Origin of the sequence: Pseudomonas sp. Teo4, assembly GCF_034387475.1 — a bacterium.
Classification (GTDB): domain Bacteria; phylum Pseudomonadota; class Gammaproteobacteria; order Pseudomonadales; family Pseudomonadaceae; genus Aquipseudomonas.
In genome coordinates this window covers 34,043-53,610 of sequence record NZ_JAXCIL010000002.1, presented here as the reverse complement: position 1 = coordinate 53,610, position 19,568 = coordinate 34,043, and the positions used below count along the sequence as shown (strand labels likewise).

Here is a 19,568-nt window from a genome sequence, read left to right as displayed (position 1 = left end):
GCTCGTTCTTGGCACAACCACCCACCTCACGTCAGCCCCCCCGAAGCACGCCATCTGACGTTAAACTGTCATCTCCCCAGCAATGGACAGGAGATCCGGCGTGACCCCACCCCGCAGTTTCCCCAGTGACCTCTGCCTCGACAGCCCACGCCTACACTTGCGCCCGATGCGCCATGGCGATGCCGCGCAATGGCTGGCGATCATGGCCGACCCCGAGGTCATGCGTTACTGGCACCACGCTCCCTGGCAAGACCTTGCCGAAGCCCAGAGCGCCCTTGCAGCCGACCGCGAAGCCTACGCCAACGGCGACCAGTTGAAGCTGGGCATGTACCGCCGGGACAACGGCGAGCTGATCGGCATGGTCCAGTTGTTCAATATCGATGATGTCTCCCGTCGCGGCGAAGTCGGCTATTGCCTGGCCAGCGCGGTGCAGGGCAGGGGATACATGGATGAAGCGCTGACCTGCTTCATCGATTACCTCGCACACACCTTGCACATGCGCCGCCTGGAGGCGGAAATCGACCCGCGCAACAATGGCTCGGCCCGTACGCTGGAACGCCAGGGGTTTGTTCTGGAGGGCACGCTGCGGGCTCGCTGGTGCGTGGCGGGCGAACTGACCGACTCGGGGATTTACGGCCTGCTACTGGAGCCGCCTGTCGCGTGACACCTGGGTGCTGTATGGTCGGCGTTTTGATGACTGTACGCGGAGCCGCCGTTTGCCAGCTTTCTACCTGACCCTCAGCCTCGCCTTGTACCTGCTCAGCCTGGCATTTGACGGTGCTCTGTTGAGTGGCGGGCGGAGCATGCCTGCTTTGCAAATGTTGCTGTACGGACCGTGGGGCGTGCCATTCGGGTTGTTCCAGTGGTTCGCCAACCCGCTGCTGGCGCTGGCAATCCTGGCCCATCGTCGTTATCGCCGGCTGGCGTTGGTGTGCGGGCTGGGGGCCTTGTACCTGGCCGCCAGCAGCTTTGGCATCGAGCGCCTTCCCGACAATCAGAGCTACGAATTCCAGAACCGCATCGGGTTTGGTATGGGTTTCTATCTGTGGCTGATGACGATGCTGACGTTCTGTGCAGGCCAGGCCTGGCATTGTTGGAAGGCGCGCAGTGCTGAAGACATGCCTGGCTGGCGCTGGCTCGATGTGGCGTTGATTGCAGCCTTGGGCGTGACCTTGTACGCGGCGACACAGATGCCATCGTTGCGCTTCGAGCCTGGCAAGGTGCTGATGCCGCCGGAGCAGTCGCAGGCGCTTTGATGTTCACCAGGAGGGACGATGATGATCAAGCATTACCTGATAGGTCTTGGGTTGCTCGGCTTTTTGCCGCACGCCTTGGCCGAGGATAACTCGCCGGGTTACAGCCAGTGCATGGACAAGGCTGCCAGCACGGCGGCGATGAGTGCCTGCATTCAGCAGGAGCGTTCGTTGCAGGACCAGCGGCTGAATCGGGTATACAAGCAACTGCTGGCCAAGCTTGATGCTGGGCAGCAGAAGAGCCTGCGAGAGGTGCAGCGCCAGTGGATGGCCTATCGCGATGGCAACTGCCAGTTCCATGTTCAGGCCAGTGGCGGGACCATGGCTCAACTGGAAGGCGGGATGTGTGTGCTGGATATGACCCGAGAGAGAGCGGCGGAGCTGGAGCGGGTGCTGAGCCCTGGGCAGTGAGGTCGGGTGCACCGGCCCTATCGCCGGCAAGCCGGCTCCCACATGGACCGCGACGACCTTGAGATCACCGCATTACCTGTGGGAGCCGGCTTGCCGGCGATTGGGCCGCTCAGCGGCCCCTAATGTCTACGTGCCTTGAGGTACTCGCGCACCTCCACCGCATCCCCGGCAAATTCGATGCGCTCTGCCTTGGCGTCGCGCTGGTAGGCGTACATCGGGTCGTAATACTCCTTCAGCAAGCCTTCGATCCAACCTCGGTGCAAGTCCACTGCACCGCAGCGCTGTTGCTCGTCCAGGGCCTGCTGCATGATTTCGGACAAACGCTGGAAACGCTCACCGCCCAGGCGTTTGTGGATGTTGGTCATGCTCTTGAGCATGCGCTCGGCAAACAGCCGTTGGCCAAGTTCCTCACCGTGCAGCGAGATGAATTCGGCGCTCAGGTTGACCACGTAGTCGCGAAGGATGCGTTCCACGCGGTTCTCGAAACTGTCCTCCAGCCAAACCATCGGGTACTGCTGCATGCCCTGGTACAGCTCCAGCGGCACTGAGCAACTGCCAACGATGCGGCCTTCATCCTCGAGCACGAATTGCTCGATGCCGCGTGCGCGCTTTTTCAGTACGTCGATGGCCAGGCGGTTCTCGAAGTCGATCTGCGAGGGTTGCGCGGTGGCGCGCTTGCCGAAACTGGAGCCACGATGGTTGGCGTGGCCTTCCAGGTCCAGCACGTTGCTCAGTTGGTGCAAGACATCGGTCTTGCCGGTGCCGGTAAGGCCGCCAACCAGCACGAAATCGCATTGCTCCACCGCCTGCTGGGTAGTTTCCAGCAAGAAAGTACGCAAGGCTTTGTAGCCACCCTTGATGCGTGGGTAGTCGATTCCGGCTTCGTCCCGCAGCCACTGCTGAACGATCAGAGAGCGCAGGCCGCCGCGGAAGCAGTACAGGTAGCCGTTGGGGTTGGCCTTGGCAAAGCTGGCCCAGGCATGCAGGCGCTCGCGTTTGATGGTGCCGCTGACCAGTTGGTGGCCCAAGGTGATGGCGGCGGCCTGGCCTTGCTGCTTGTAGCAGGTGCCGACCTTCTGCCGTTCCTGATCGGTCATCAGCGGCAGGTTGACGGTGCCGGGAAAGGCGCCTTTGGCGAATTCGATGGGCGCGCGCATGTCCATCATCGGCGCGTCGTCGAGAAACAGCTGTCGAAAATCGGTGCAGTCGGGGCGCATCAGATCACCTCGACCGCGTGACTCTGTCGCTCGACCAGTGCGCCGATCGGAGCCAGATTCAGGCCCAATTCGGCAGCAACAGCCAGAAACTCTGCTTCACCCTCAGGGGTAACAGCCACCAGCAAACCACCGCTGGTTTGTGGGTCGCACAGCAGGTGCTTCTGGTCGTCGCTCAGGGCGCCGATCTTGTGGCCATAGCTGTCGAAATTGCGCAGGGTGCCACCTGGAATGCAGCCTTCGGCCAGGTAGTGGTCGACGCTGGGCAGGCGTGGCACGGCAGCGTAATTCAGGTGCGCGGTCAGGCCACTGCCTTCGGCCAGCTCCACCAAGTGCCCGAGCAGGCCGAAACCGGTCACGTCGGTCATTGCCTTGACGCCGTCAAGCTTGCCGAAGCGGCTGCCGGGGGTGTTGAGCGTGCACATCCAGTCGCGGGCCAGGCCCTGGTCCTGCTCGCGCAGCTTGGCCTTCTTCTCGGCGGTGGTGAGGATGCCGATGCCCAGCGGCTTGGTCAGGTACAGGCGGCAGCCGGCGGTGGCGGTGTCATTGCGCTTGAGGTGGCGCTTGCTGACCACGCCGGTGACGGCCAGGCCGAAGATCGGTTCCGGGGCGTCGATGGAGTGGCCACCGGCCAGAGGGATGCCGGCTTCGGCGCATACGGCGCGGCCGCCACGGATCACTTCACGGGCCACTTCCGGTGGCAGCACGTTGACGGGCCAGCCGAGAATGGCGATGGCCATCAACGGGTCGCCGCCCATGGCGTAGATGTCGCTGATGGCGTTGGTGGCGGCGATGCGGCCGAAGTCGTACGGGTCATCGACGATCGGCATGAAGAAGTCGGTGGTCGAGACCACGCCGCGTTCATCGTCCAGCGCGTAGACGGCGGCGTCGTCGCGTGAGGCGTTGCCGACCCAAAGCTTCGGGTCCAGGGCCTGGGTACCGCTTTCAGCGAGGATCACATCCAACACCTTGGGGGAGATCTTGCAGCCACAGCCGGCACCGTGGCTGTATTGGGTCAGGCGAATCGGCTCGCTCATATGTACCTCGAACGCTCAATAGGTTGCGCGATTGTAGCAAAGCTGGTCTTTGCGCCATGGACTCTTATACTTGCCACGGTCGGCGCGGATGCCGGCCCTTTCCCCGCTATTGAACCGGAGAACCCCCATGCTCAAACGCCCTCTGGCCCTTGCCGCCGGCCTCGTGCTGTCCTGCTGCGCCGTCATCGCCCAGGCTGCCGACACCCTGCGGGTCAGTGCCATCCCCGACGAAGCGCCGACCGAACTGCTGCGCAAGTTCAAGCCGTTGGGGGAGTACCTGTCCAAGCAGCTGGGCATGGAAGTGAAGTTTGTGCCCGTGGCCGATTACCCGGCGGTGGTCGAGTCGCTGGCTTCCGACCGTCTGGACCTGGCCTGGTTGGGCGGTTTTACCTTCGTCCAGGTACACCTGAAAGACCCCAAGGCCACGCCGCTGGTACAGCGTGAGCAGGACGCCAAGTTCACCTCCAAGTTCATCACCGCCAACCCGGACGTGAAGAGCCTGGCCGACCTCAAGGGCAAGTCGTTCGCCTTCGGTTCGATCTCGTCCACTTCCGGCAGCCTGATGCCGCGCTACTTCATGCTCAAGGAAGACAACATCAAGCCGGAAAGCTACTTCGGTCGTGTGGCCTACTCCGGGGCCCATGACGCCACGGTTGCCTGGGTTCAGGCCGGCAAGGTCGATGGTGGCGTGCTCAACGCCAGCGTGTGGCAGAAACTGGTCGATGCCGGCAAGGTCGACACCAGCAAGGTCAAAGTCTTCGCCACCACCCCGGAGTACTTCGACTACAACTGGACCGTGCGCGGCAACATGGACCCGGCGTTGAAGGAGAAGATCAAAAAAGCCTTCCTCGACCTGGACCCGTCCAACCCAGAGCACAAGGCCATTCTCGACCTACAGGCTGCCAGCCGTTTCATCGAGACCAAGCCTGAGAACTACGCAGGCACCGAGCAAGCCGCACGCGAGGCCGGCCTGCTCAAGTGACTATTCATCTACACAACGCAGGCCTGCAGCACGGGCAGGTTCGTGCCCTCGATGCAATCAACCTGCGTATCGAGCAGGGTGAGCGGGTCGCAATCATCGGCCCTTCGGGGGCGGGCAAGTCCAGCTTGTTGCACCTGATGGCGACGGCCATCGAGCCTAGCGCCGGCCAGTTGGAAGTGTTTGGCGAACAGCCTTGGTCACTGTCCGCCGGTGCTCGCCAGCGTTTGCGGGCGAGGGTTGGCCTGGTGCATCAGGCGCCGCCCTTGCCGCCACGCCAGCGGGTGGTCACCGCAGTGCTGGCCGGCCGGCTCGGGCAATGGAGTACCTTGCGTGGCTTGCTCAACCTGCTTTACCCGACCGACGTGCCGGGTGCTCGTCAGGTCCTGGCCGAACTGGGGCTGGCCGACAAACTGTTCGTGCAATGCGGGCAATTGTCCGGTGGCCAGTTGCAGCGGGTCGGCATCGCCCGGGCACTGTACCAGCGCCCTGAACTGTTGCTGACCGACGAGCCGGTATCGGCGATGGACCCGGTGCTCGCAGACCACAGCCTGGCGCTGCTCAACCGGCATGCCCAGGCCCATGGCGTGACCCTGGTTGCCAGCTTGCACGCGGTTGATCTGGCCCTGGCGCATTTCCCTCGGATGGTGGGTATCCGCGATGGCCAGGTGGCGTTCGACTGCCCGGCCGCAGCCGTCAGCAAAGAGCGGCTGGATGCGTTGTATGCCAATGAACAACTGGTTTCGCCCCCCGCGACGAGCCCGACGCTGACGGTACAGATTCCACGATGCTGAAGGCCGATGCCCGCGACCCGGCACTGTTGCCGCGTCTATTGCTGAGCGTGCTTGCCGTTGCCCTGTTGTGGCCCGGTTTGCAGTTGAGCGAGCTCAACCCTGGCGTGTTGTTTCAGGCGGAAAACCGTCAGCAGATCGCCAGCTTCACCAGCGCCTTCTGGCCGCCGGCCCATGACACCGATTTCCTCGCGCTGTTGTATCAGTCCACGTTGCAGACTCTGGCCGTGGCCACGGCCGGTATGGCCCTGGCGCTGCTGCTGGCGGTGCCGGCCAGCCTGATGGCCAGCCGTGCCCTGTCGTTGCGCGCAGCCTCCAGGGGCGGGCGCGCAGGGCTGTGGTCGCGTTTACTGCGCATGCCGGTACGCGGTCTGCTGATTTTCCTGCGTAGCGTGCCGGAGATCGTCTGGGCGCTGTTGTTCGTGCGCGCCGTGGGCCTGGGGCCGACAGCCGGGGTGCTGGCGATCGCCATTACCTACAGCGGCATGCTTGGCAAGGTCTATGCGGAGATCTTCGAGTCGGTTGACCAGCGACCCGCCCACGCGTTGCTGCAGGCTGGCAGTGGGCGTCTCAGCGCGTTCTTCTACGGCATTCTGCCCACGGCCGGGGCTGAGGTCGTGTCTTATACCGTCTACCGCTGGGAGTGCGCAGTGCGGGCTTCGGTGGTGATGGGGTTCGTCGGTGCCGGTGGGCTTGGGCAGCAGATAGACCTGTCGATGCGCATGTTCGCAGGTGCCGAGGTGGCAAGCATGCTGCTGGCGTTTCTGGTGCTGGTGTTCCTGGCCGACCAACTCAGCCGCTTCCTGCGTGGGAGGCTGGCATGAATCGGGCAATCAATTTGCTGGTGATCGCGGCCATCGTCGCGGCGGTTGTGGCTTCGTTCGGGTACTTGGAGTTGGACCTTCACGCCGTGGTCGGCGATGGCGGCCTGGGGCAGATGGGCGAGTATGCCGGGCGTTTCCTGCACCCTGACTTGTCTGCTGAGCACCTGCGTGCCGTGGGGCGCGGCGCCATGGAAACCCTGGCCATGTCCGGGATGGGCACGCTGCTCGCCATGGTCTTGGGGATGTTGCTGGCATTGCCGGCGGCGGGGCGCTTCGGCGCGCTGCTGCAGGCTGCAGCGCGCCTGTTGCTCAACGCCTTGCGGGCCATCCCGGAACTGGTATGGGCTGCGTTGACGGTGCTGGCTGCCGGGCTTGGGCCGAATGCCGGCACCCTGGCGCTGGCGCTGCATACCGCAGGGGTACTGGGTCGTTTGTTTGCCGAAGCGTTGGAGAATGCGTCACCGGAACCTGCGACGGCCATTCGTCTGCAGGGCGGGCGCCAGCTGGAGGCGTTCTGTTTCGGGACCTTGCCCAACCTCTGGCCGCAGCTGCTGGCCTACAGCCTGTACCGTTGGGAGAACAATATCCGCATGGCCAGTGTGCTGGGTTTTGTCGGGGCGGGTGGTTTGGGGCAAATGCTGTACACCACCTTGAGCCTGTTCCAGGAGGCGCAGGCGAGTACGGTGATCATGGCCATGCTGGTGTTGGTGCTGCTGGTGGATGCGTTGAGTGATTTGTTGCGCCAGCGCTTTGTGCGTGCTTGATTGTGCGATGGCGAGCCGGCGCGCATCGACATTACGGTCTCATTGATTTACCGGGTCTGCGTGGGAGCTGGCGAAGCCTGCGAACGAGGGCACAGCCCTCGCATTATGGGGCCGCTGCGCGGCCCATCGCAGGCTGCGCCAGCTCCCACGAGTTGCCGGTGGCATCACGAATGTTCGCAGTGTGACTGCTGAGCTCGCTCTGTGTGCTGTGCTTCCCGCTGCATCGACTCAAGATTCCGCTCGATCGTCTCGCAGATGCTGTCCATCTGGATCTGATGCTCGCTGAACTTGAACGGGCTCTGCAAATCCGTGCCGATGCGCTCGATGGCCAGCAGCATGAAGCCAACCACCGTCGACGCCAGCGGCGTGAACCAGCCCAGCGACTCCACCAGCCCGATTGGCACGATCAGGCAGAACAAGGTGATGAACAGCCGCGGAAAATACACATAGGGGTAGGGCAGGGGCGTGTTGGCAATGCGTTCCATGCCGCCCTGGGCGTTCGACAAGTCCACCAGGGTGGATTCCAGCCGCGCCAGGCGAATGCTGTCCAGGCGCCCGGCCTGATATTCCCTTGCGAGCAAGGCCGCCGAGCCACCGAGGATATCGTTGGCGAAATTGTTCGAACGGTTGCGCCGCTCGAACTCGCCCGGCGGGATGAAGGCCATCAGTTCATCCGGGCAGCTCTGGCCTTTGAGGTGCGCCGCCAGGCAATTCACATAGGCGATGTGCCGGCGTAGCAGAGTAGCCTTGACCGGGTTCAGGCCATCTTCAGGGTCGTCGATCAGCGTCAGCGCCTGCCGGGCAAAGCTGCGAGAGCCGTTCACCAGCGCCCCCCAGAGTGTCCTGGCTTCCCACCAGCGGTTGTAGGCACTGCTGTTGCGAAAACTCACCAGCACCACCAGCGCCGAACCTAGCAGGGTCAGGGGAATCAGCGGCAGGGTGAACTTGCTGTTGAAGAACAGCATGAAATCGATGGTGACCAGGACATCCCAGATCAGCAACCAGAACAGCGACCAGCCGATGTAACCGAAGGTCTTCACCACCAGGCGGTACTGGCGGGCGATGAGGTTTTTCACACGAGGTACCTCGAAACGTGGGCGATGCAGGGTCGGACGTCGCGGATAGGGGAAGGTTCTGAGGGAGATGTTGCAAGAAGTTTTTGGCTACTGAGGTGGAGATAAGTCTGACCACGATATCGGATGCTGCTGGATTTCACATAGAGAAGAAGGGCGACACAGTCATCGCATTCAAATCTTGATGCGATGTATCCAAAAGGATACGATGGAGACCCCATTGACCTATATCGTCGAGCAGACGGAAAGTTTTGCACTTTGGTTGACCGGCTTGAGAGATTTGAGAGCCAAGCTGGCAGTGGGTCGTCGCCTGGAGCGTGCTGCGGCGGGTAATCTTGGAGATTACAAATCCCTAGGGGAGGGTGTTAGTGAACTGAGGATCGATTTTGCTGCAGGCTATCGAATCTACTTCACCCGCAAAGAGGGCAGATTAATTCTTCTGCTGGTCGGCGGAGACAAGTCATCCCAGGTTGCCGATATCCTCAAAGCCAGAAAACTCGTCAAGGAGTTGAAATGAGCGAGAAACTGATCCCATTTGATATGGCTTCCCTGCTGGACGGTGATGAGGCTATCAGTGAGTACCTTAGTCAGGTGCTGTCTGATGGGGACTCGGATGAGATCATTCGCGCGCTTGGTCACATCGCAAGAGCTCGAGGGATGACACAGATTGCCGCAGCCAGCGGGCTGGGAAGGGAGAGTCTCTACAAGGCGCTGAGCCCAGGAGCAAAACCTCGTTTTGACACTGTATTGAAGGTGATCCGTGCGTTGGGCATCGATCTGTTCGCTCATCCCCATGCTGCGTCTCATTGAGTCGGTTCGATTATGGGAGCACCTGCTTCATCTGCACCAACGCCACCCGCTTGCCATCCGGCATTTGCCGCTCCTCGATCCCGAACGGCGTGAAGCCCAGCTGTGGATAGAGCAGTAGCCCCGCCGTGTTGTGGTTGAAGCACGACACCCACACCTCCCGCGCCGCGAACTGTTCGCGGGCCAGATCGATCATGTGCTGCACCAGATAACGCGCCACCCCATGGCCACGCGCCGCTGGCGCCACGACGACGTTGCCCAGCGCACACACGCCGCCCCGTTCGGCCTTGTAGAAATTGGCGAAACCCAGCACCGCACCGTCGCCCATCACCACCGTGGAGCCACTGCGCTGGGCAATGGCATCGCTCAGTTGAGCAGGGGTGAGTGGGTAGGTGGCCTTGGGGAACATATAGAACAGTTCGTCCGGGCCTTGGGGGAAGCAGCAGATGGCTGGTATGTCGGCGGCTTGCACGGGGCGGTGGGTCAGGAGCATGGGGCAGCGTTCCTTACTGATGATTGCTCATGGCCGGTCATCCTCCATTGATTGGGTCGACTGAGCAAGCGGCTCCCAACGCCGTCGTGCCGAGCGTCATAGGACGCTCGGTTTTTTGCACAGTGTTCCGTTGCTCCGCTTAAAACTGAATGAGGCTGTCGGCGACTTCATGCAGCCCGCTCGCAAGGGTTGGTAACGACCACCTGGGACCAGGGGACTATCTAAACCGTCGCTATAGCTTGGAAGAGGCGGGAAGCGTATTTGGGAAACGGACTACAGGGAATGTCGGAAGTCTGAGGACTTGGCTTCTGGATAGAGTCCGAAGCGCATTGCAATGATGTGTGCGTTGGCAATGTTGGCCGCGCCTTTCTTGCAAGGAAGCTCAGCAAGGCCGATCAGCCGAGAATCTACGACGCCGCTCAAGCACTGGCCCACATGCCGGATGTGCAAAACCTGAAGGTGCTGGTCAATCACTCGTACGGTTACAGGCTCCGAGTCGGGAACTACCGCATCCTTTTCGACTGGGATGGAGGGGTGAAGATTGTCAACATCGAGGAAGTCAAAAAGCGCGATGAACACACCTACTAATATACAGATCATCAACGGAGCGGATGGTCGCCCGGCCTTCGTGGTGCTGCCTTATGCAGATTACATTGCCAGCCATCCTGAACACGATCTGGTGCCCAATGAGGTTGTAGGGTACATGGTGAAGGAGGGGATGACTGCGGTAGCCGCGTGGCGCAGGCACTTGGACTTGACTCAGGCTGAAGTGGCCCAGCGTTTGGGGATTTCACAGTCAGCTTATGCACAGCAGGAGGCCGCTGAGAGACCTCGCAAGAGCACACGCCTGAAGATCGCTGCGGCTCTGGGGATTTCGGCGTCGTTGCTGGACTTGTAGTACCGATTCAGGCAACGCGGTCCTGAGATAAAGCGCTATACGCCAAATCCCAGGCACAAAAAAACCGACCATAAGGTCGGTTTCTTTCGGATTTGGTGCCCCGAGGGAGACTCGAACTCCCACTCCTTTCGAAAACGGATTTTGAATCCGCCGCGTCTACCAATTCCGCCATCAGGGCGTGTGGCGCGCAGTATAGAGAGGTGTCTTGAGGCGGTCAATCGGGTTTCATAGTCAATTTTCACACATTGGGCTAAACTTTGCGGCCCTGTCGAACCGAACACCATCATGCGCGTCGCCGATTTTTCTTTCGAACTCCCCGATTCCCTGATCGCTCGCCACCCTTTGGCCGAGCGCCATGGCAGCCGTCTGCTGGTCCTCGATGGACCTAGCGGGGCGCTGACGCACAAGCAGTTCCCCGATCTGCTCGACTACCTGCGTCCCGGCGACCTGATGGTATTCAACAACACCCGGGTGATCCCGGCGCGGCTGTTTGGCCAGAAAGCCTCCGGCGGCAAGCTGGAAGTGCTGGTCGAGCGGGTGCTCGACAGCCACCGGGTACTGGCCCATGTGCGCTCGAGCAAGGCGCCCAAGGCCGGGAGCATGATTCTCATCGACGGCGGTGGCGAGGCCGAGATGGTCGCGCGCCACGAGACGTTGTTCGAGCTGCGTTTCACCGAAGAGGTGTTGCCGCTGCTGGAGCGGGTAGGGCACATGCCATTGCCGCCCTACATCGACCGCCCGGACGAAGGCGCCGACCGTGAGCGTTACCAGACCGTCTATGCCGAGCGCGCAGGTGCGGTGGCGGCCCCCACTGCCGGGCTGCACTTCGACGAGGCACTGCTGGAAAAAATCGCCGCCAAAGGCGTCGAACGGGCGTTCGTGACCCTGCATGTGGGCGCGGGCACCTTCCAGCCAGTGCGGGTCGACAAGATCGAAGACCACCACATGCATAAAGAGTGGCTCGAAGTGAGCCAGGATGTGGTCGATGCCATCGAGGCCTGCCGCGCCCGTGGTGGCCGTGTGGTGGCCGTGGGCACCACCAGCGTGCGCTCGCTGGAAAGCGCGGCCCGTGATGGCGTGCTCAAGGCCTTCAGCGGCGATACCGATATCTTCATCTACCCAGGCCGGCCCTTCCATGTGGTCGACGCCCTGGTCACCAACTTCCACCTGCCGGAGTCCACGCTGCTGATGCTGGTCTCGGCCTTCGCCGGTTACCCCGAAACCATGGCTGCCTATGCGGCGGCGGTCGAGCAGGGTTACCGCTTCTTCAGTTACGGTGATGCCATGTTCATCACCCGCAATCCGGCGCCACGCGGCCCAGAGGATCAAGCATGAGTCGCACCTGTCGAATGTCCTTCGAACTGCTGGCCACCGACGGCAAGGCCCGTCGTGGCCGCCTGACCTTCCCCCGTGGCACGGTGGAAACCCCGGCGTTCATGCCGGTGGGTACCTATGGCACGGTCAAGGGCATGCTGCCGCGTGACATCGAGGCCATCGGCGCCGAGATCATCCTCGGCAACACCTTCCACCTGTGGCTGCGCCCGGGTACCGAGGTGATCAAGAAGCACAACGGCCTGCACGACTTCATGCAGTGGAAAGGCCCAATCCTCACTGACTCCGGTGGTTTCCAGGTGTTCAGCCTGGGCGCCATGCGCAAGATCAAGGAAGAGGGTGTGACTTTCGCCTCGCCGGTGGACGGTTCCAAGGTGTTCATGGGCCCTGAAGAGTCCATGCAGGTGCAGCGCGACCTGGGTTCGGACATCGTCATGATCTTCGACGAGTGCACGCCGTACCCGGCCGAGCACGACGTGGCGCGCACCTCCATGGAGTTGTCGCTGCGCTGGGCCCAGCGTTCGAAGAATGCCCACGGCGACAACACCGCTGCGCTGTTCGGCATTGTCCAGGGTGGCATGTACCAGGACCTGCGCATGCGCTCGCTGGAGGCCTTGGTCAATATCGACTTCGACGGCCTGGCCATTGGCGGCCTGTCGGTGGGTGAACCCAAGCACGAAATGATCAAGGTGCTGGATTACCTGCCCGCGCAGATGCCTGCTGACAAACCTCGTTACCTTATGGGGGTAGGCAAACCGGAAGATCTCGTTGAGGGTGTGCGCCGCGGCGTCGATATGTTCGACTGCGTGATGCCGACGCGTAACGCGCGCAACGGCCATCTGTTCGTCGATACAGGGGTGATCAAGATCCGCAACGCGTTCCATCGCCATGATGATTCGCCGCTGGATCCGACCTGTGATTGCTATACCTGCACCAACTTCTCCCGTGCCTATCTCCATCACCTGGACAAGTGCGGCGAAATGTTGAGCAGCATGCTGAATACCATCCACAACTTGCGCCATTACCAGCGCTTGATGGCCGGTTTACGCGAGGCTATTCAACAAGGTAAATTGGCCGCCTTTGTCGACGCCTTCTATGCCAAACGCGGGCTGCCTGTGCCGCCTCTGGACTGACTGTTCGCTCTTATTATTAAAATTTAGCAACTGGAGTGCCCAATGAGCTTCTTGATTCCCGCCGCTTACGCGGACGCTGCTGCACCTGCCGCCGGCCCTGCCGGTACTGGCTTCGAGTGGATCTTCCTGGTCGGCTTCCTGGTCATCTTCTACTTGATGATCTGGCGTCCTCAGGCCAAGCGTGCCAAGGAGCAGAAGAACCTGCTGAGCAACTTGCAGAAAGGTGACGAAGTTGTCACCAACGGCGGTATTGCCGGCAAGATCGTCAAGGTTTCCGATGATTTCGTGGTTCTGGAAGTTTCCGACACCGTCGAGCTGAAGTTCCAGAAGGGCGCCATCGCCGCGACCCTGCCAAAAGGTACGCTCAAGGCTATCTGAGTTACCGGTTTTTCTTTCCAGTCGGGGCGCGCAACGCGCCCCGCGTCTTGAACGGGCGGCGTGATGCTGAACAAATACCCTCTGTGGAAATACGCACTGATCGTGCTGGTACTGGCGATCGGCTTTATTTATTCCGCTCCCAACCTCTACCCGGATGATCCGGCGGTGCAGATCAGCGGTGCCAGCTCGGCGCTGCAGGTCAAGCAGGCCGACCTCGATCGCGTCAGCAAGGCGCTGACCGATGCCGGTATCGCGGTCAAGGGCGCAAGCCTGGGTGAGAAGGGCAGCGGGCTGTTGCGTCTGACCAACCAGGAAGACCAACTGCCAGCCAAGGATGTAGTGCGCAAGGCACTGGGCGATGATTATGTCGTGGCCCTGAACCTGGCCCAGACTACTCCGCAATGGCTGCGTAACCTGGGCGCAAGCCCGATGAAGCTGGGCCTGGACCTGTCCGGTGGTGTGCACTTCCTGCTGGAAGTGGACATGGACAAGGCCATGACTGCCCGCATGAAAGTCTACGAAGGCGAGGTGAAAACCTTGCTGCGCAAAGAGCGCATCCGCTACCGCAGCCTGCCTCAGCAGGATGGCGGCATCATGCTGGGCTTCGCTGATGATGCAACCCGCGAACAGGCACGCGTCCTGATCCGCAAGAATTTCAATGATTTCGACCTGACCACCACCGAGCGCAACGATGTTGCCGTGCTGCGTCTGGCGCTGACTCAGGCGAAAGTCGCCGAGATCCGCGAATACTCGATCAAGCAGAACCTCACCACCGTGCGCAACCGCGTGAACGAGTTGGGCGTGGCCGAGCCGCTGGTACAGCGTCAGGGCGCCAACCGTATCGTGGTCGAGCTGCCAGGCGTGCAGGACACTGCCGAGGCCAAGCGTATTCTGGGTAAAACCGCCAACCTGGAGTTCCGCTTCGGTGCTGAACCCGGTGCATCCAAGGCGACTACCGAGGTCTTCGAGTTCCGTGAAGGCGGTCGTTCCGCTGCGGTCGAGCGTGGTCTGATCATCACCGGTGACCAGGTCACCGACGCCCAAGCCAGCTTCGATGAGCACGGTCGCCCACAGGTGAACATTCGCCTCGACGGCCATGGTGGCGAGCTGATGAGCCGCGCCACCCGCAGCAACGTCGGTCGCAGCATGGCGGTGATCTTCATCGAGCAGAAGCCGGTCACCCGCTACGTCAAGCAGACTGTCGACGGTGTCGAGAAGGAAGTGGCTGTACAGAGCTTCCAGGAAGAAAAGAAGATCATCAGCCTGGCGACCATTCAGTCGCCGCTGGGTAGCCAGTTCCGTATTACTGGCCTGAACGGCCAGGGCGAATCGTCGGAACTTGCGCTGCTGCTGCGTGCTGGTGGTCTGGCCGCACCGATGTACTTCGCTGAAGAACGCACGATCGGTCCAAGCCTGGGTGCTGACAACATCACCAAGGGTATCGATGCATCGCTGTGGGGCATGCTGTTCGTCTCGCTGTTCATCATCGCCATCTACCGCGCCTTTGGTGTGATCGCTACCGTAGCCCTGGCGGGCAACATGGTGCTGCTGCTGGCGCTGATGTCGCTGCTGGGCGCCACGCTGACCCTGCCGGGTATCGCCGGTATCGTGTTGACCATGGGTATGGCGGTGGACGCCAACGTGCTGATCTTCTCGCGTATCCGTGAGGAGCTGAATGCCGGCATGTCGGTGCAGCGTGCCATTCACGAAGGTTTCAACCGCGCCTACACCGCGATCATCGACGCCAACCTGACCAGCCTGCTGGTGGGTGGCATCCTGTTCGCCATGGGTACCGGCCCGGTCAAAGGCTTCGCGGTTACCATGTCCCTCGGGATTTTCACCTCGATGTTCACCGCCGTCATGGTGACCCGTGCAATGGTCAACCTGACCTGCGGCGGGCGTGACATCAAGAAGCTGTGGGTTTGAGGAGCTGACATGAAAACCATCAACTTCATGGGTGTACGTAACGTCGCGTTCGGCGTTACCGTGCTCCTCACTCTGCTGGCGCTGTTCAGCTGGTGGCAGAAGGGCCTGAACTTCGGCCTCGACTTCACTGGCGGTACGCTGATCGAACTGACCTACGAGCGCCCGGCTGACCTGAAGGCCGTACGTGCCGAGCTGGTCGACTCCGGCTTCCATGAGGCCGTGGTGCAGAGCTTTGGCGCTACTACCGACCTGCTGGTGCGTATGCCGGGTGATGACCCGCAGCTGGGCAACAAGGTGGCTGCAGCCTTGCAGAAGGCCGGTGGTGACAACCCGGCAACCATCAAGCGTGTGGAGTTCGTCGGCCCGCAGGTGGGTGAAGAGCTGCGTGACCAGGGTGGCTTGGGCATGCTGTTGGCCCTGGGCGGCATCCTGATCTACCTGGCTTTCCGCTTCCAGTGGAAGTTTGCGGTCGGTGCGATCGTCTCGCTGATCCACGACGTTGTGGTGACCCTGGGTATCCTGTCGTTCTTCCAGATCACCTTCGACCTGACCGTGTTGGCGGCGGTGTTGGCGATCATCGGTTACTCGCTGAACGACACCATCGTCGTGTTCGACCGGGTGCGTGAGAACTTCCGCGTTATGCGCAAGGCCTCGCTGATCGAGAACATCAACGTCTCGACCACTCAGACCCTGCTGCGTACCATCGCCACGTCGGTTTCGACCTTGCTGGCGATCGCCGCGCTGCTGTTCTTCGGTGGCGACAACCTGTTCGGCTTCTCCCTGGCGCTGTTCATCGGTGTGATGGCGGGTACCTATTCGTCGATCTACATCGCTAACGTGGTGCTGATCTGGCTGAATCTGAGCAGTGAAGACCTGATTCCGCCGGCCAAGACCGATGGTGTGGATGATCGTCCTTAAGGATTAGTCCTACGCCGTTTGGCGACCTGAAAGGCGTGAGTGTTGAACTCACGCCTTTTTTTTCGCTCCAAGGCTGGGAGAAGGCGGGCAAGCGCCCGCGGGTATGATCAGGAGGTTCATGTGAATAAATCAATGCTGGTGGGTGCTGTGCTGGGTGCTGTCGGTGTGACTGCCGGAGGTGCTGTCGCGACCTACAGCTTGGTGAACAAGGGGCCTGAGTATGCGCAGGTCACCGACGTGCAACCGATCAAACAACAGGTCAAGACGCCACGCGAAGTGTGCAAGGACGTTGCCGTCACTCGGCAGGCGCCGGTCAAGGATCAGCATCAGATCGCAGGTACCGTGGTGGGTGCCATTGCCGGTGGTTTGCTGGGTAACCAGATCGGTGGTGGTACCGGCAAGAAGATCGCCACCGTGGCCGGTGCGGTCGGTGGTGGTTATGCCGGCAACAAGGTGCAGGAGGGCATGCAGGAGCGTGACACTTACACCGCCACGCAAACCCGCTGCAACACGGTCCATGACATCAGCGAGAAGGTGGTCGGGTACAACGTGACCTATTCCATCGGTGACCAGGTGGGCAAAGTGAAGATGGATCACGAGCCGGGTTCGACCATTCCTGTGGATAAGAATGGCAAGCTGATCCTGAGTGAAGCTGGGCAGTGAGTTGATGTGTCCTTGATTGCAGGCACAAAAAAGCACCCCGAGGGGTGCTTTTTTTATGCCTGCAATCCGCGCTTAGCGCTTCATGTGCTCTGGCAGGTGCGGCTGGATGGCGGTCAGCACAGCCTTGAAGCACTTGATGTTGCCGGCAACGATGTGGCCCTTGTCGAGGAAGTCGTGGCCGCCATTGAAGTCGCTCACCAGGCCGCCTGCTTCCTGGATCAGCAGCACGCCTGCCGCCATGTCCCACTCGGACAGGCCCGACTCCCAGAAGGCGTCGAAGCGGCCGGCGGCCACATAGGCCAGGTCCAGGCTGGCGGAGCCGGCGCGGCGGATGCCGGCGGTCTGGCCGGTCAGCGCACGGAACATGCCCAGGTAGTTGTCCATGTCGGCCATCTGGTTGTCACGGAACGGGAAGCCGGTGCCCAGCAGGGCGCCTTCCAGGCTGGTGCGCGAACTGACGCGCAGACGGCGACCGTTGAGCTGGGCGCCGCGGCCACGGCTGGCGGTGAATTCTTCCTGGCGCACCGGGTCGACGATCACGGCGTGTTCCAGGCGACCACGGTATTTGCAGGCGATGCTCACGGCGAAGTGAGGGATGCCGCGCAGGAAGTTGGTGGTGCCGTCCAGCGGATCGATGATCCACAGGTAGTCCTTGCCTTCTTCGCCGGTGCCGGCGTGCAGGCCGGTCTCTTCGCCCTGGATGGAGTGGTTCGGGTAGGCCTTGCGCAGAGCGTTGACGATGGTCTGCTCGGCGGCGCGATCGACCTCGGAGACGTAATCCTTGGCCTCTTTCTCATCGACTTTGATGCTGTCCAGGCGTTCGATGGAGCGGAAAATCAGTTCACTGGCGCTGCGAGCGGCGCGCAGGGCGATATTCAGCATAGGCTGCATGGGGGGGTCACCTGGAGATGTTAAAGAAGAAAGCCGATCATTCTAGCAGAAAACTTTGGCGGCAGAAGTGTCACATTTGCTTTCATAGCGTTACGCTGGTCGGTTCTGTAAGATCGATTACCCCCAAACCTGCATCTGTGAGCACAACACCTTGCTGCAAAATATTCGTGTTGTTCTGGTCAATACCAGCCACCCCGGCAACATCGGCGGCGCTGCGCGTGCCATGAAAAACATGGGCTTGTCGCGTCTGGTGCTGGTGCAGCCCAAAGAGTTCCCGGCCGTCGATGCCACCGCCCGCGCTTCCGGCGCCGACGATGTGCTGGCCAATGCCCAGGTGGTCGATAGCCTCGAGCAGGCGCTGGTCGGCTGCAACCTGGTCATGGGTACCAGTGCCCGTGAGCGCAGCATCCCCTGGCCATTGATCGACCCGCGTGAATGCGGGGCCAAGGCCGTCGAGCACGCCAGCGGCGGCGAAGAGATCGCCCTGGTGTTCGGGCGCGAGCACGCCGGCCTGACCAACGAAGAACTGCAGCGATGTCACTTCCACGTGCACATTCCCTCGAACCCCGACTTCAGTTCGCTGAACCTTGCTGCCGCCGTACAGGTGCTCTCCTATGAGGTGCGCATGGCCTGGCTGGCGGCAGAAGGTGCGCCCTCGAAAGTCGAGAAGTTCGATGCCAATTCGCTGCGCAGCAACGAACTGGCGACCATGGACGAGATGGAGCTGTTTTATGAACACCTGGAGAAAACCCTGGTGGACATCGGCTTCCTTGACCCGGAAAAGCCCAAACACCTGATGCCGCGCTTGCGTCGGCTGTATGGTCGCAGCGCGGTCAATCGTTCGGAAATGAGCATTTTGCGCGGCATCCTCACCGAGACCCAGAAGGTCGCACGGGGCGAGCCGCATAAGCGGAAGGACTGACAGATGTTCGAGCGTCTGCGTGAAGATATTCAGAGCGTTTTCCATCGTGACCCTGCGGCGCGCAACGCCTTCGAGGTGCTCACCTGCTACCCGGGCATGCATGCCATCTGGCTGCATCGCCTGGGGCATGCCCTGTGGAAGCGCGATTTCAAGTGGCTGGCACGCCTGGTGTCGAACTTCGGTCGCTGGATGACCGGGATCGAGATCCACCCAGGGGCGACCATCGGTCGACGCTTTTTCATCGACCACGGCATGGGTATCGTCATCGGCGAAACCGCCGAGATCGGTGACGATGTCACCCTGTACCAGGGCGTGACCCTGGGCGGCACCAGCTGGAACAAAGGCAAGCGCCACCCGACCCTGGAAAACGGTGTGGTGGTGGGGGCCGGCGCCAAGGTGCTGGGCCCGTTCACCGTTGGGGCAGGGGCCAAGATTGGTTCCAATGCCGTGGTGACCAAGGCGGTGCCAGCGGGCGCTACCGCAGTGGGCATTCCGGGCCGAATCATCGTCAAAGCCGAGGACAGCGAGGTCGAGGCCAAGCGCAAGGCCATGGCTGAAAAGATTGGCTTCGATGCCTACGGCGTCAGTGGCGACATGCCGGACCCGGTGGCTCGTGCCATTGGCCAGATGCTCGATCACTTGCAGGCAGTCGATGAACGTCTGGAGGGCATGTGCGGCGCGCTGACCAAGATGGGCAGTGACTATTGTGCCTCGAAGCTGCCGGCTCTGCCGGATGACGATTTCGCCGAGGTCGTGCAGCCGGCTCAGCGCGACACTCAGTCGCATTGATTGCGTCAGGCTGAAGTCATACTGACATATGGGGCGTGTGCTCACGCCCCATTGCTGCTACACTCGCGCCCG

24 protein-coding genes and 1 tRNA gene are annotated in these 19,568 nt (G+C 61.5%); 19 read left to right on the top strand and 6 right to left on the bottom strand.

The window, feature by feature from the left end; all coding sequences use genetic code 11:
- Positions 1-100 precede the first annotated feature (100 nt).
- Genes PspTeo4_RS16685 through PspTeo4_RS16675 form a run of 3 tightly spaced genes read left to right on the top strand, consistent with a single transcriptional unit; the run spans position 101 to position 1,664 of the window.
- A complete protein-coding gene (locus PspTeo4_RS16685) occupies positions 101-664 on the top strand; it encodes a GNAT family N-acetyltransferase (protein ID WP_322364945.1) in 564 nt (187 codons plus the stop codon).
- Positions 665-716: 52 nt separating this feature from the next.
- Positions 717-1,256: a hypothetical protein gene (locus tag PspTeo4_RS16680; RefSeq protein WP_322364943.1), complete on the top strand. Its 540-nt coding sequence runs from the start codon at positions 717-719 to the stop codon at positions 1,254-1,256.
- 21 nt (positions 1,257-1,277) lie between these two features.
- On the top strand, positions 1,278-1,664 hold the full coding sequence (locus tag PspTeo4_RS16675) for a lysozyme inhibitor LprI family protein (RefSeq protein ID WP_322366878.1): 387 nt from the start codon (positions 1,278-1,280) through the stop codon (positions 1,662-1,664).
- A 119-nt stretch (positions 1,665-1,783) separates the two neighbouring features.
- Here PspTeo4_RS16675 and mnmH read toward each other — a convergent pair whose 3' ends face one another.
- Both mnmH and selD read right to left on the bottom strand, forming a co-directional pair.
- Positions 1,784-2,881 carry a tRNA 2-selenouridine(34) synthase MnmH gene (mnmH, locus tag PspTeo4_RS16670; RefSeq protein ID WP_322364941.1) on the bottom strand — a complete coding sequence of 366 codons (1,098 nt, stop codon included), beginning with the start codon at positions 2,879-2,881 and terminating at the stop codon, positions 1,784-1,786.
- On the bottom strand, positions 2,881-3,915 hold the full coding sequence (gene selD / locus PspTeo4_RS16665; protein WP_322364940.1) for a selenide, water dikinase SelD: 1,035 nt from the start codon (positions 3,913-3,915) through the stop codon (positions 2,881-2,883). The genes mnmH and selD overlap by 1 nt, the downstream gene beginning before the upstream one ends.
- Positions 3,916-4,042: 127 nt before the next feature.
- Here selD and PspTeo4_RS16660 point away from each other — a divergent pair, with 127 nt between their 5' ends.
- From PspTeo4_RS16660 to phnE, 4 genes are read left to right on the top strand one after another with little or no spacing between them, the layout of a single operon-like run.
- Complete coding sequence (locus PspTeo4_RS16660; RefSeq protein ID WP_322364939.1) at positions 4,043-4,897, top strand: putative selenate ABC transporter substrate-binding protein; 855 nt, start codon at positions 4,043-4,045, stop codon at positions 4,895-4,897.
- A complete protein-coding gene (locus tag PspTeo4_RS16655) occupies positions 4,894-5,688 on the top strand; it encodes a phosphonate ABC transporter ATP-binding protein (RefSeq protein WP_322364937.1) in 795 nt (264 codons plus the stop codon). Before PspTeo4_RS16660 ends, PspTeo4_RS16655 begins: the two co-directional genes overlap by 4 nt.
- Positions 5,682-6,509, top strand: a complete 828-nt coding sequence (locus PspTeo4_RS16650) for an ABC transporter permease (protein WP_322364936.1) — start codon at positions 5,682-5,684, stop codon at positions 6,507-6,509. Before PspTeo4_RS16655 ends, PspTeo4_RS16650 begins: the two co-directional genes overlap by 7 nt.
- Entirely contained in the window at positions 6,506-7,273 is a 768-nt protein-coding gene (gene phnE, locus PspTeo4_RS16645) for a phosphonate ABC transporter, permease protein PhnE (protein ID WP_322364934.1), read from the top strand. Before PspTeo4_RS16650 ends, phnE begins: the two co-directional genes overlap by 4 nt.
- Positions 7,274-7,437: 164 nt before the next feature.
- On the opposite strand, the gene PspTeo4_RS16640 is transcribed toward phnE, so the two are convergent.
- Positions 7,438-8,349 carry a bestrophin family protein gene (locus tag PspTeo4_RS16640; RefSeq protein ID WP_322364933.1) on the bottom strand — a complete coding sequence of 304 codons (912 nt, stop codon included), beginning with the start codon at positions 8,347-8,349 and terminating at the stop codon, positions 7,438-7,440.
- A 217-nt stretch (positions 8,350-8,566) separates the two neighbouring features.
- Here PspTeo4_RS16640 and PspTeo4_RS16635 point away from each other — a divergent pair, with 217 nt between their 5' ends.
- Positions 8,567-8,863, top strand: a complete 297-nt coding sequence (locus PspTeo4_RS16635) for a type II toxin-antitoxin system RelE/ParE family toxin (RefSeq protein ID WP_322364932.1) — start codon at positions 8,567-8,569, stop codon at positions 8,861-8,863.
- Entirely contained in the window at positions 8,860-9,156 is a 297-nt protein-coding gene (locus PspTeo4_RS16630; protein WP_322364930.1) for an addiction module antidote protein, read from the top strand. Before PspTeo4_RS16635 ends, PspTeo4_RS16630 begins: the two co-directional genes overlap by 4 nt.
- 10 nt (positions 9,157-9,166) lie before the next feature.
- Here PspTeo4_RS16630 and PspTeo4_RS16625 read toward each other — a convergent pair whose 3' ends face one another.
- On the bottom strand, positions 9,167-9,646 hold the full coding sequence (locus PspTeo4_RS16625) for a GNAT family N-acetyltransferase (RefSeq protein ID WP_322364929.1): 480 nt from the start codon (positions 9,644-9,646) through the stop codon (positions 9,167-9,169).
- A gap of 339 nt (positions 9,647-9,985) precedes the next feature.
- On the opposite strand from PspTeo4_RS16625, the gene PspTeo4_RS16620 reads away from it, so the two are divergent.
- Positions 9,986-10,234, top strand: a complete 249-nt coding sequence (locus tag PspTeo4_RS16620) for a type II toxin-antitoxin system RelE/ParE family toxin (RefSeq protein WP_322364926.1) — start codon at positions 9,986-9,988, stop codon at positions 10,232-10,234.
- Positions 10,218-10,544: a helix-turn-helix transcriptional regulator gene (locus PspTeo4_RS16615; RefSeq protein WP_322364924.1), complete on the top strand. Its 327-nt coding sequence runs from the start codon at positions 10,218-10,220 to the stop codon at positions 10,542-10,544. Before PspTeo4_RS16620 ends, PspTeo4_RS16615 begins: the two co-directional genes overlap by 17 nt.
- 93 nt (positions 10,545-10,637) lie before the next feature.
- On the opposite strand, the gene PspTeo4_RS16610 is transcribed toward PspTeo4_RS16615, so the two are convergent.
- Positions 10,638-10,722 (bottom strand) — tRNA-Leu (locus tag PspTeo4_RS16610).
- Between the two features lie 107 nt (positions 10,723-10,829).
- On the opposite strand from PspTeo4_RS16610, the gene queA reads away from it, so the two are divergent.
- The 6 genes from queA to PspTeo4_RS16580 all read left to right on the top strand — a co-directional run bounded on the left by queA (position 10,830) and on the right by PspTeo4_RS16580 (position 16,894).
- Positions 10,830-11,879 carry a tRNA preQ1(34) S-adenosylmethionine ribosyltransferase-isomerase QueA gene (queA, locus tag PspTeo4_RS16605; protein ID WP_322364922.1) on the top strand — a complete coding sequence of 350 codons (1,050 nt, stop codon included), beginning with the start codon at positions 10,830-10,832 and terminating at the stop codon, positions 11,877-11,879.
- 14 nt (positions 11,880-11,893) lie between these two features.
- Positions 11,894-13,009, top strand: a complete 1,116-nt coding sequence (gene tgt / locus PspTeo4_RS16600; RefSeq protein WP_162144435.1) for a tRNA guanosine(34) transglycosylase Tgt — start codon at positions 11,894-11,896, stop codon at positions 13,007-13,009.
- 42 nt (positions 13,010-13,051) lie between these two features.
- Positions 13,052-13,387, top strand: a complete 336-nt coding sequence (yajC, locus tag PspTeo4_RS16595; RefSeq protein ID WP_008092587.1) for a preprotein translocase subunit YajC — start codon at positions 13,052-13,054, stop codon at positions 13,385-13,387.
- Positions 13,388-13,450: 63 nt separating this feature from the next.
- Entirely contained in the window at positions 13,451-15,313 is a 1,863-nt protein-coding gene (gene secD / locus PspTeo4_RS16590; RefSeq protein WP_322364921.1) for a protein translocase subunit SecD, read from the top strand.
- Between the two features lie 9 nt (positions 15,314-15,322).
- Positions 15,323-16,231, top strand: a complete 909-nt coding sequence (gene secF, locus PspTeo4_RS16585; protein ID WP_322364920.1) for a protein translocase subunit SecF — start codon at positions 15,323-15,325, stop codon at positions 16,229-16,231.
- Positions 16,232-16,351: 120 nt separating this feature from the next.
- A complete protein-coding gene (locus PspTeo4_RS16580; protein WP_322364919.1) occupies positions 16,352-16,894 on the top strand; it encodes a glycine zipper 2TM domain-containing protein in 543 nt (180 codons plus the stop codon).
- 72 nt (positions 16,895-16,966) lie between these two features.
- Here the strand turns inward: PspTeo4_RS16580 and suhB are convergent, their stop codons facing one another.
- Positions 16,967-17,785: an inositol-phosphate phosphatase gene (gene suhB, locus PspTeo4_RS16575; RefSeq protein WP_023382218.1), complete on the bottom strand. Its 819-nt coding sequence runs from the start codon at positions 17,783-17,785 to the stop codon at positions 16,967-16,969.
- A gap of 151 nt (positions 17,786-17,936) precedes the next feature.
- On the opposite strand from suhB, the gene trmJ reads away from it, so the two are divergent.
- Complete coding sequence (trmJ, locus tag PspTeo4_RS16570; RefSeq protein ID WP_322364918.1) at positions 17,937-18,707, top strand: tRNA (cytosine(32)/uridine(32)-2'-O)-methyltransferase TrmJ; 771 nt, start codon at positions 17,937-17,939, stop codon at positions 18,705-18,707.
- 3 nt (positions 18,708-18,710) lie between these two features.
- Complete coding sequence (cysE, locus tag PspTeo4_RS16565; RefSeq protein WP_322364917.1) at positions 18,711-19,496, top strand: serine O-acetyltransferase; 786 nt, start codon at positions 18,711-18,713, stop codon at positions 19,494-19,496.
- Positions 19,497-19,568: the final 72 nt, after the last annotated feature.

What these genes read in the sequence shown, in the direction of transcription:
- PspTeo4_RS16630 (WP_322364930.1), top strand. Translation starts at nt 8,860, where the DNA reads ATGAGCGAGAAACTGATCCCATTTGATATGGCTTCCCTGCTGGACGGT.
- queA (WP_322364922.1), top strand. Translation starts at nt 10,830, where the DNA reads ATGCGCGTCGCCGATTTTTCTTTCGAACTCCCCGATTCCCTGATCGCT.
- phnE (WP_322364934.1), top strand. Translation starts at nt 6,506, where the DNA reads ATGAATCGGGCAATCAATTTGCTGGTGATCGCGGCCATCGTCGCGGCG.
- secD (WP_322364921.1), top strand. Translation starts at nt 13,451, where the DNA reads ATGCTGAACAAATACCCTCTGTGGAAATACGCACTGATCGTGCTGGTA.
- mnmH (WP_322364941.1), bottom strand. Translation starts at nt 2,881, where the DNA reads ATGCGCCCCGACTGCACCGATTTTCGACAGCTGTTTCTCGACGACGCG.
- yajC (WP_008092587.1), top strand. Translation starts at nt 13,052, where the DNA reads ATGAGCTTCTTGATTCCCGCCGCTTACGCGGACGCTGCTGCACCTGCC.
- selD (WP_322364940.1), bottom strand. Translation starts at nt 3,915, where the DNA reads ATGAGCGAGCCGATTCGCCTGACCCAATACAGCCACGGTGCCGGCTGT.
- secF (WP_322364920.1), top strand. Translation starts at nt 15,323, where the DNA reads ATGAAAACCATCAACTTCATGGGTGTACGTAACGTCGCGTTCGGCGTT.
- PspTeo4_RS16615 (WP_322364924.1), top strand. Translation starts at nt 10,218, where the DNA reads ATGAACACACCTACTAATATACAGATCATCAACGGAGCGGATGGTCGC.
- PspTeo4_RS16650 (WP_322364936.1), top strand. Translation starts at nt 5,682, where the DNA reads ATGCTGAAGGCCGATGCCCGCGACCCGGCACTGTTGCCGCGTCTATTG.
- PspTeo4_RS16660 (WP_322364939.1), top strand. Translation starts at nt 4,043, where the DNA reads ATGCTCAAACGCCCTCTGGCCCTTGCCGCCGGCCTCGTGCTGTCCTGC.
- PspTeo4_RS16625 (WP_322364929.1), bottom strand. Translation starts at nt 9,646, where the DNA reads ATGCTCCTGACCCACCGCCCCGTGCAAGCCGCCGACATACCAGCCATC.
- tgt (WP_162144435.1), top strand. Translation starts at nt 11,894, where the DNA reads ATGTCCTTCGAACTGCTGGCCACCGACGGCAAGGCCCGTCGTGGCCGC.
- PspTeo4_RS16675 (WP_322366878.1), top strand. Translation starts at nt 1,278, where the DNA reads ATGATCAAGCATTACCTGATAGGTCTTGGGTTGCTCGGCTTTTTGCCG.
- suhB (WP_023382218.1), bottom strand. Translation starts at nt 17,785, where the DNA reads ATGCAGCCTATGCTGAATATCGCCCTGCGCGCCGCTCGCAGCGCCAGT.
- cysE (WP_322364917.1), top strand. Translation starts at nt 18,711, where the DNA reads ATGTTCGAGCGTCTGCGTGAAGATATTCAGAGCGTTTTCCATCGTGAC.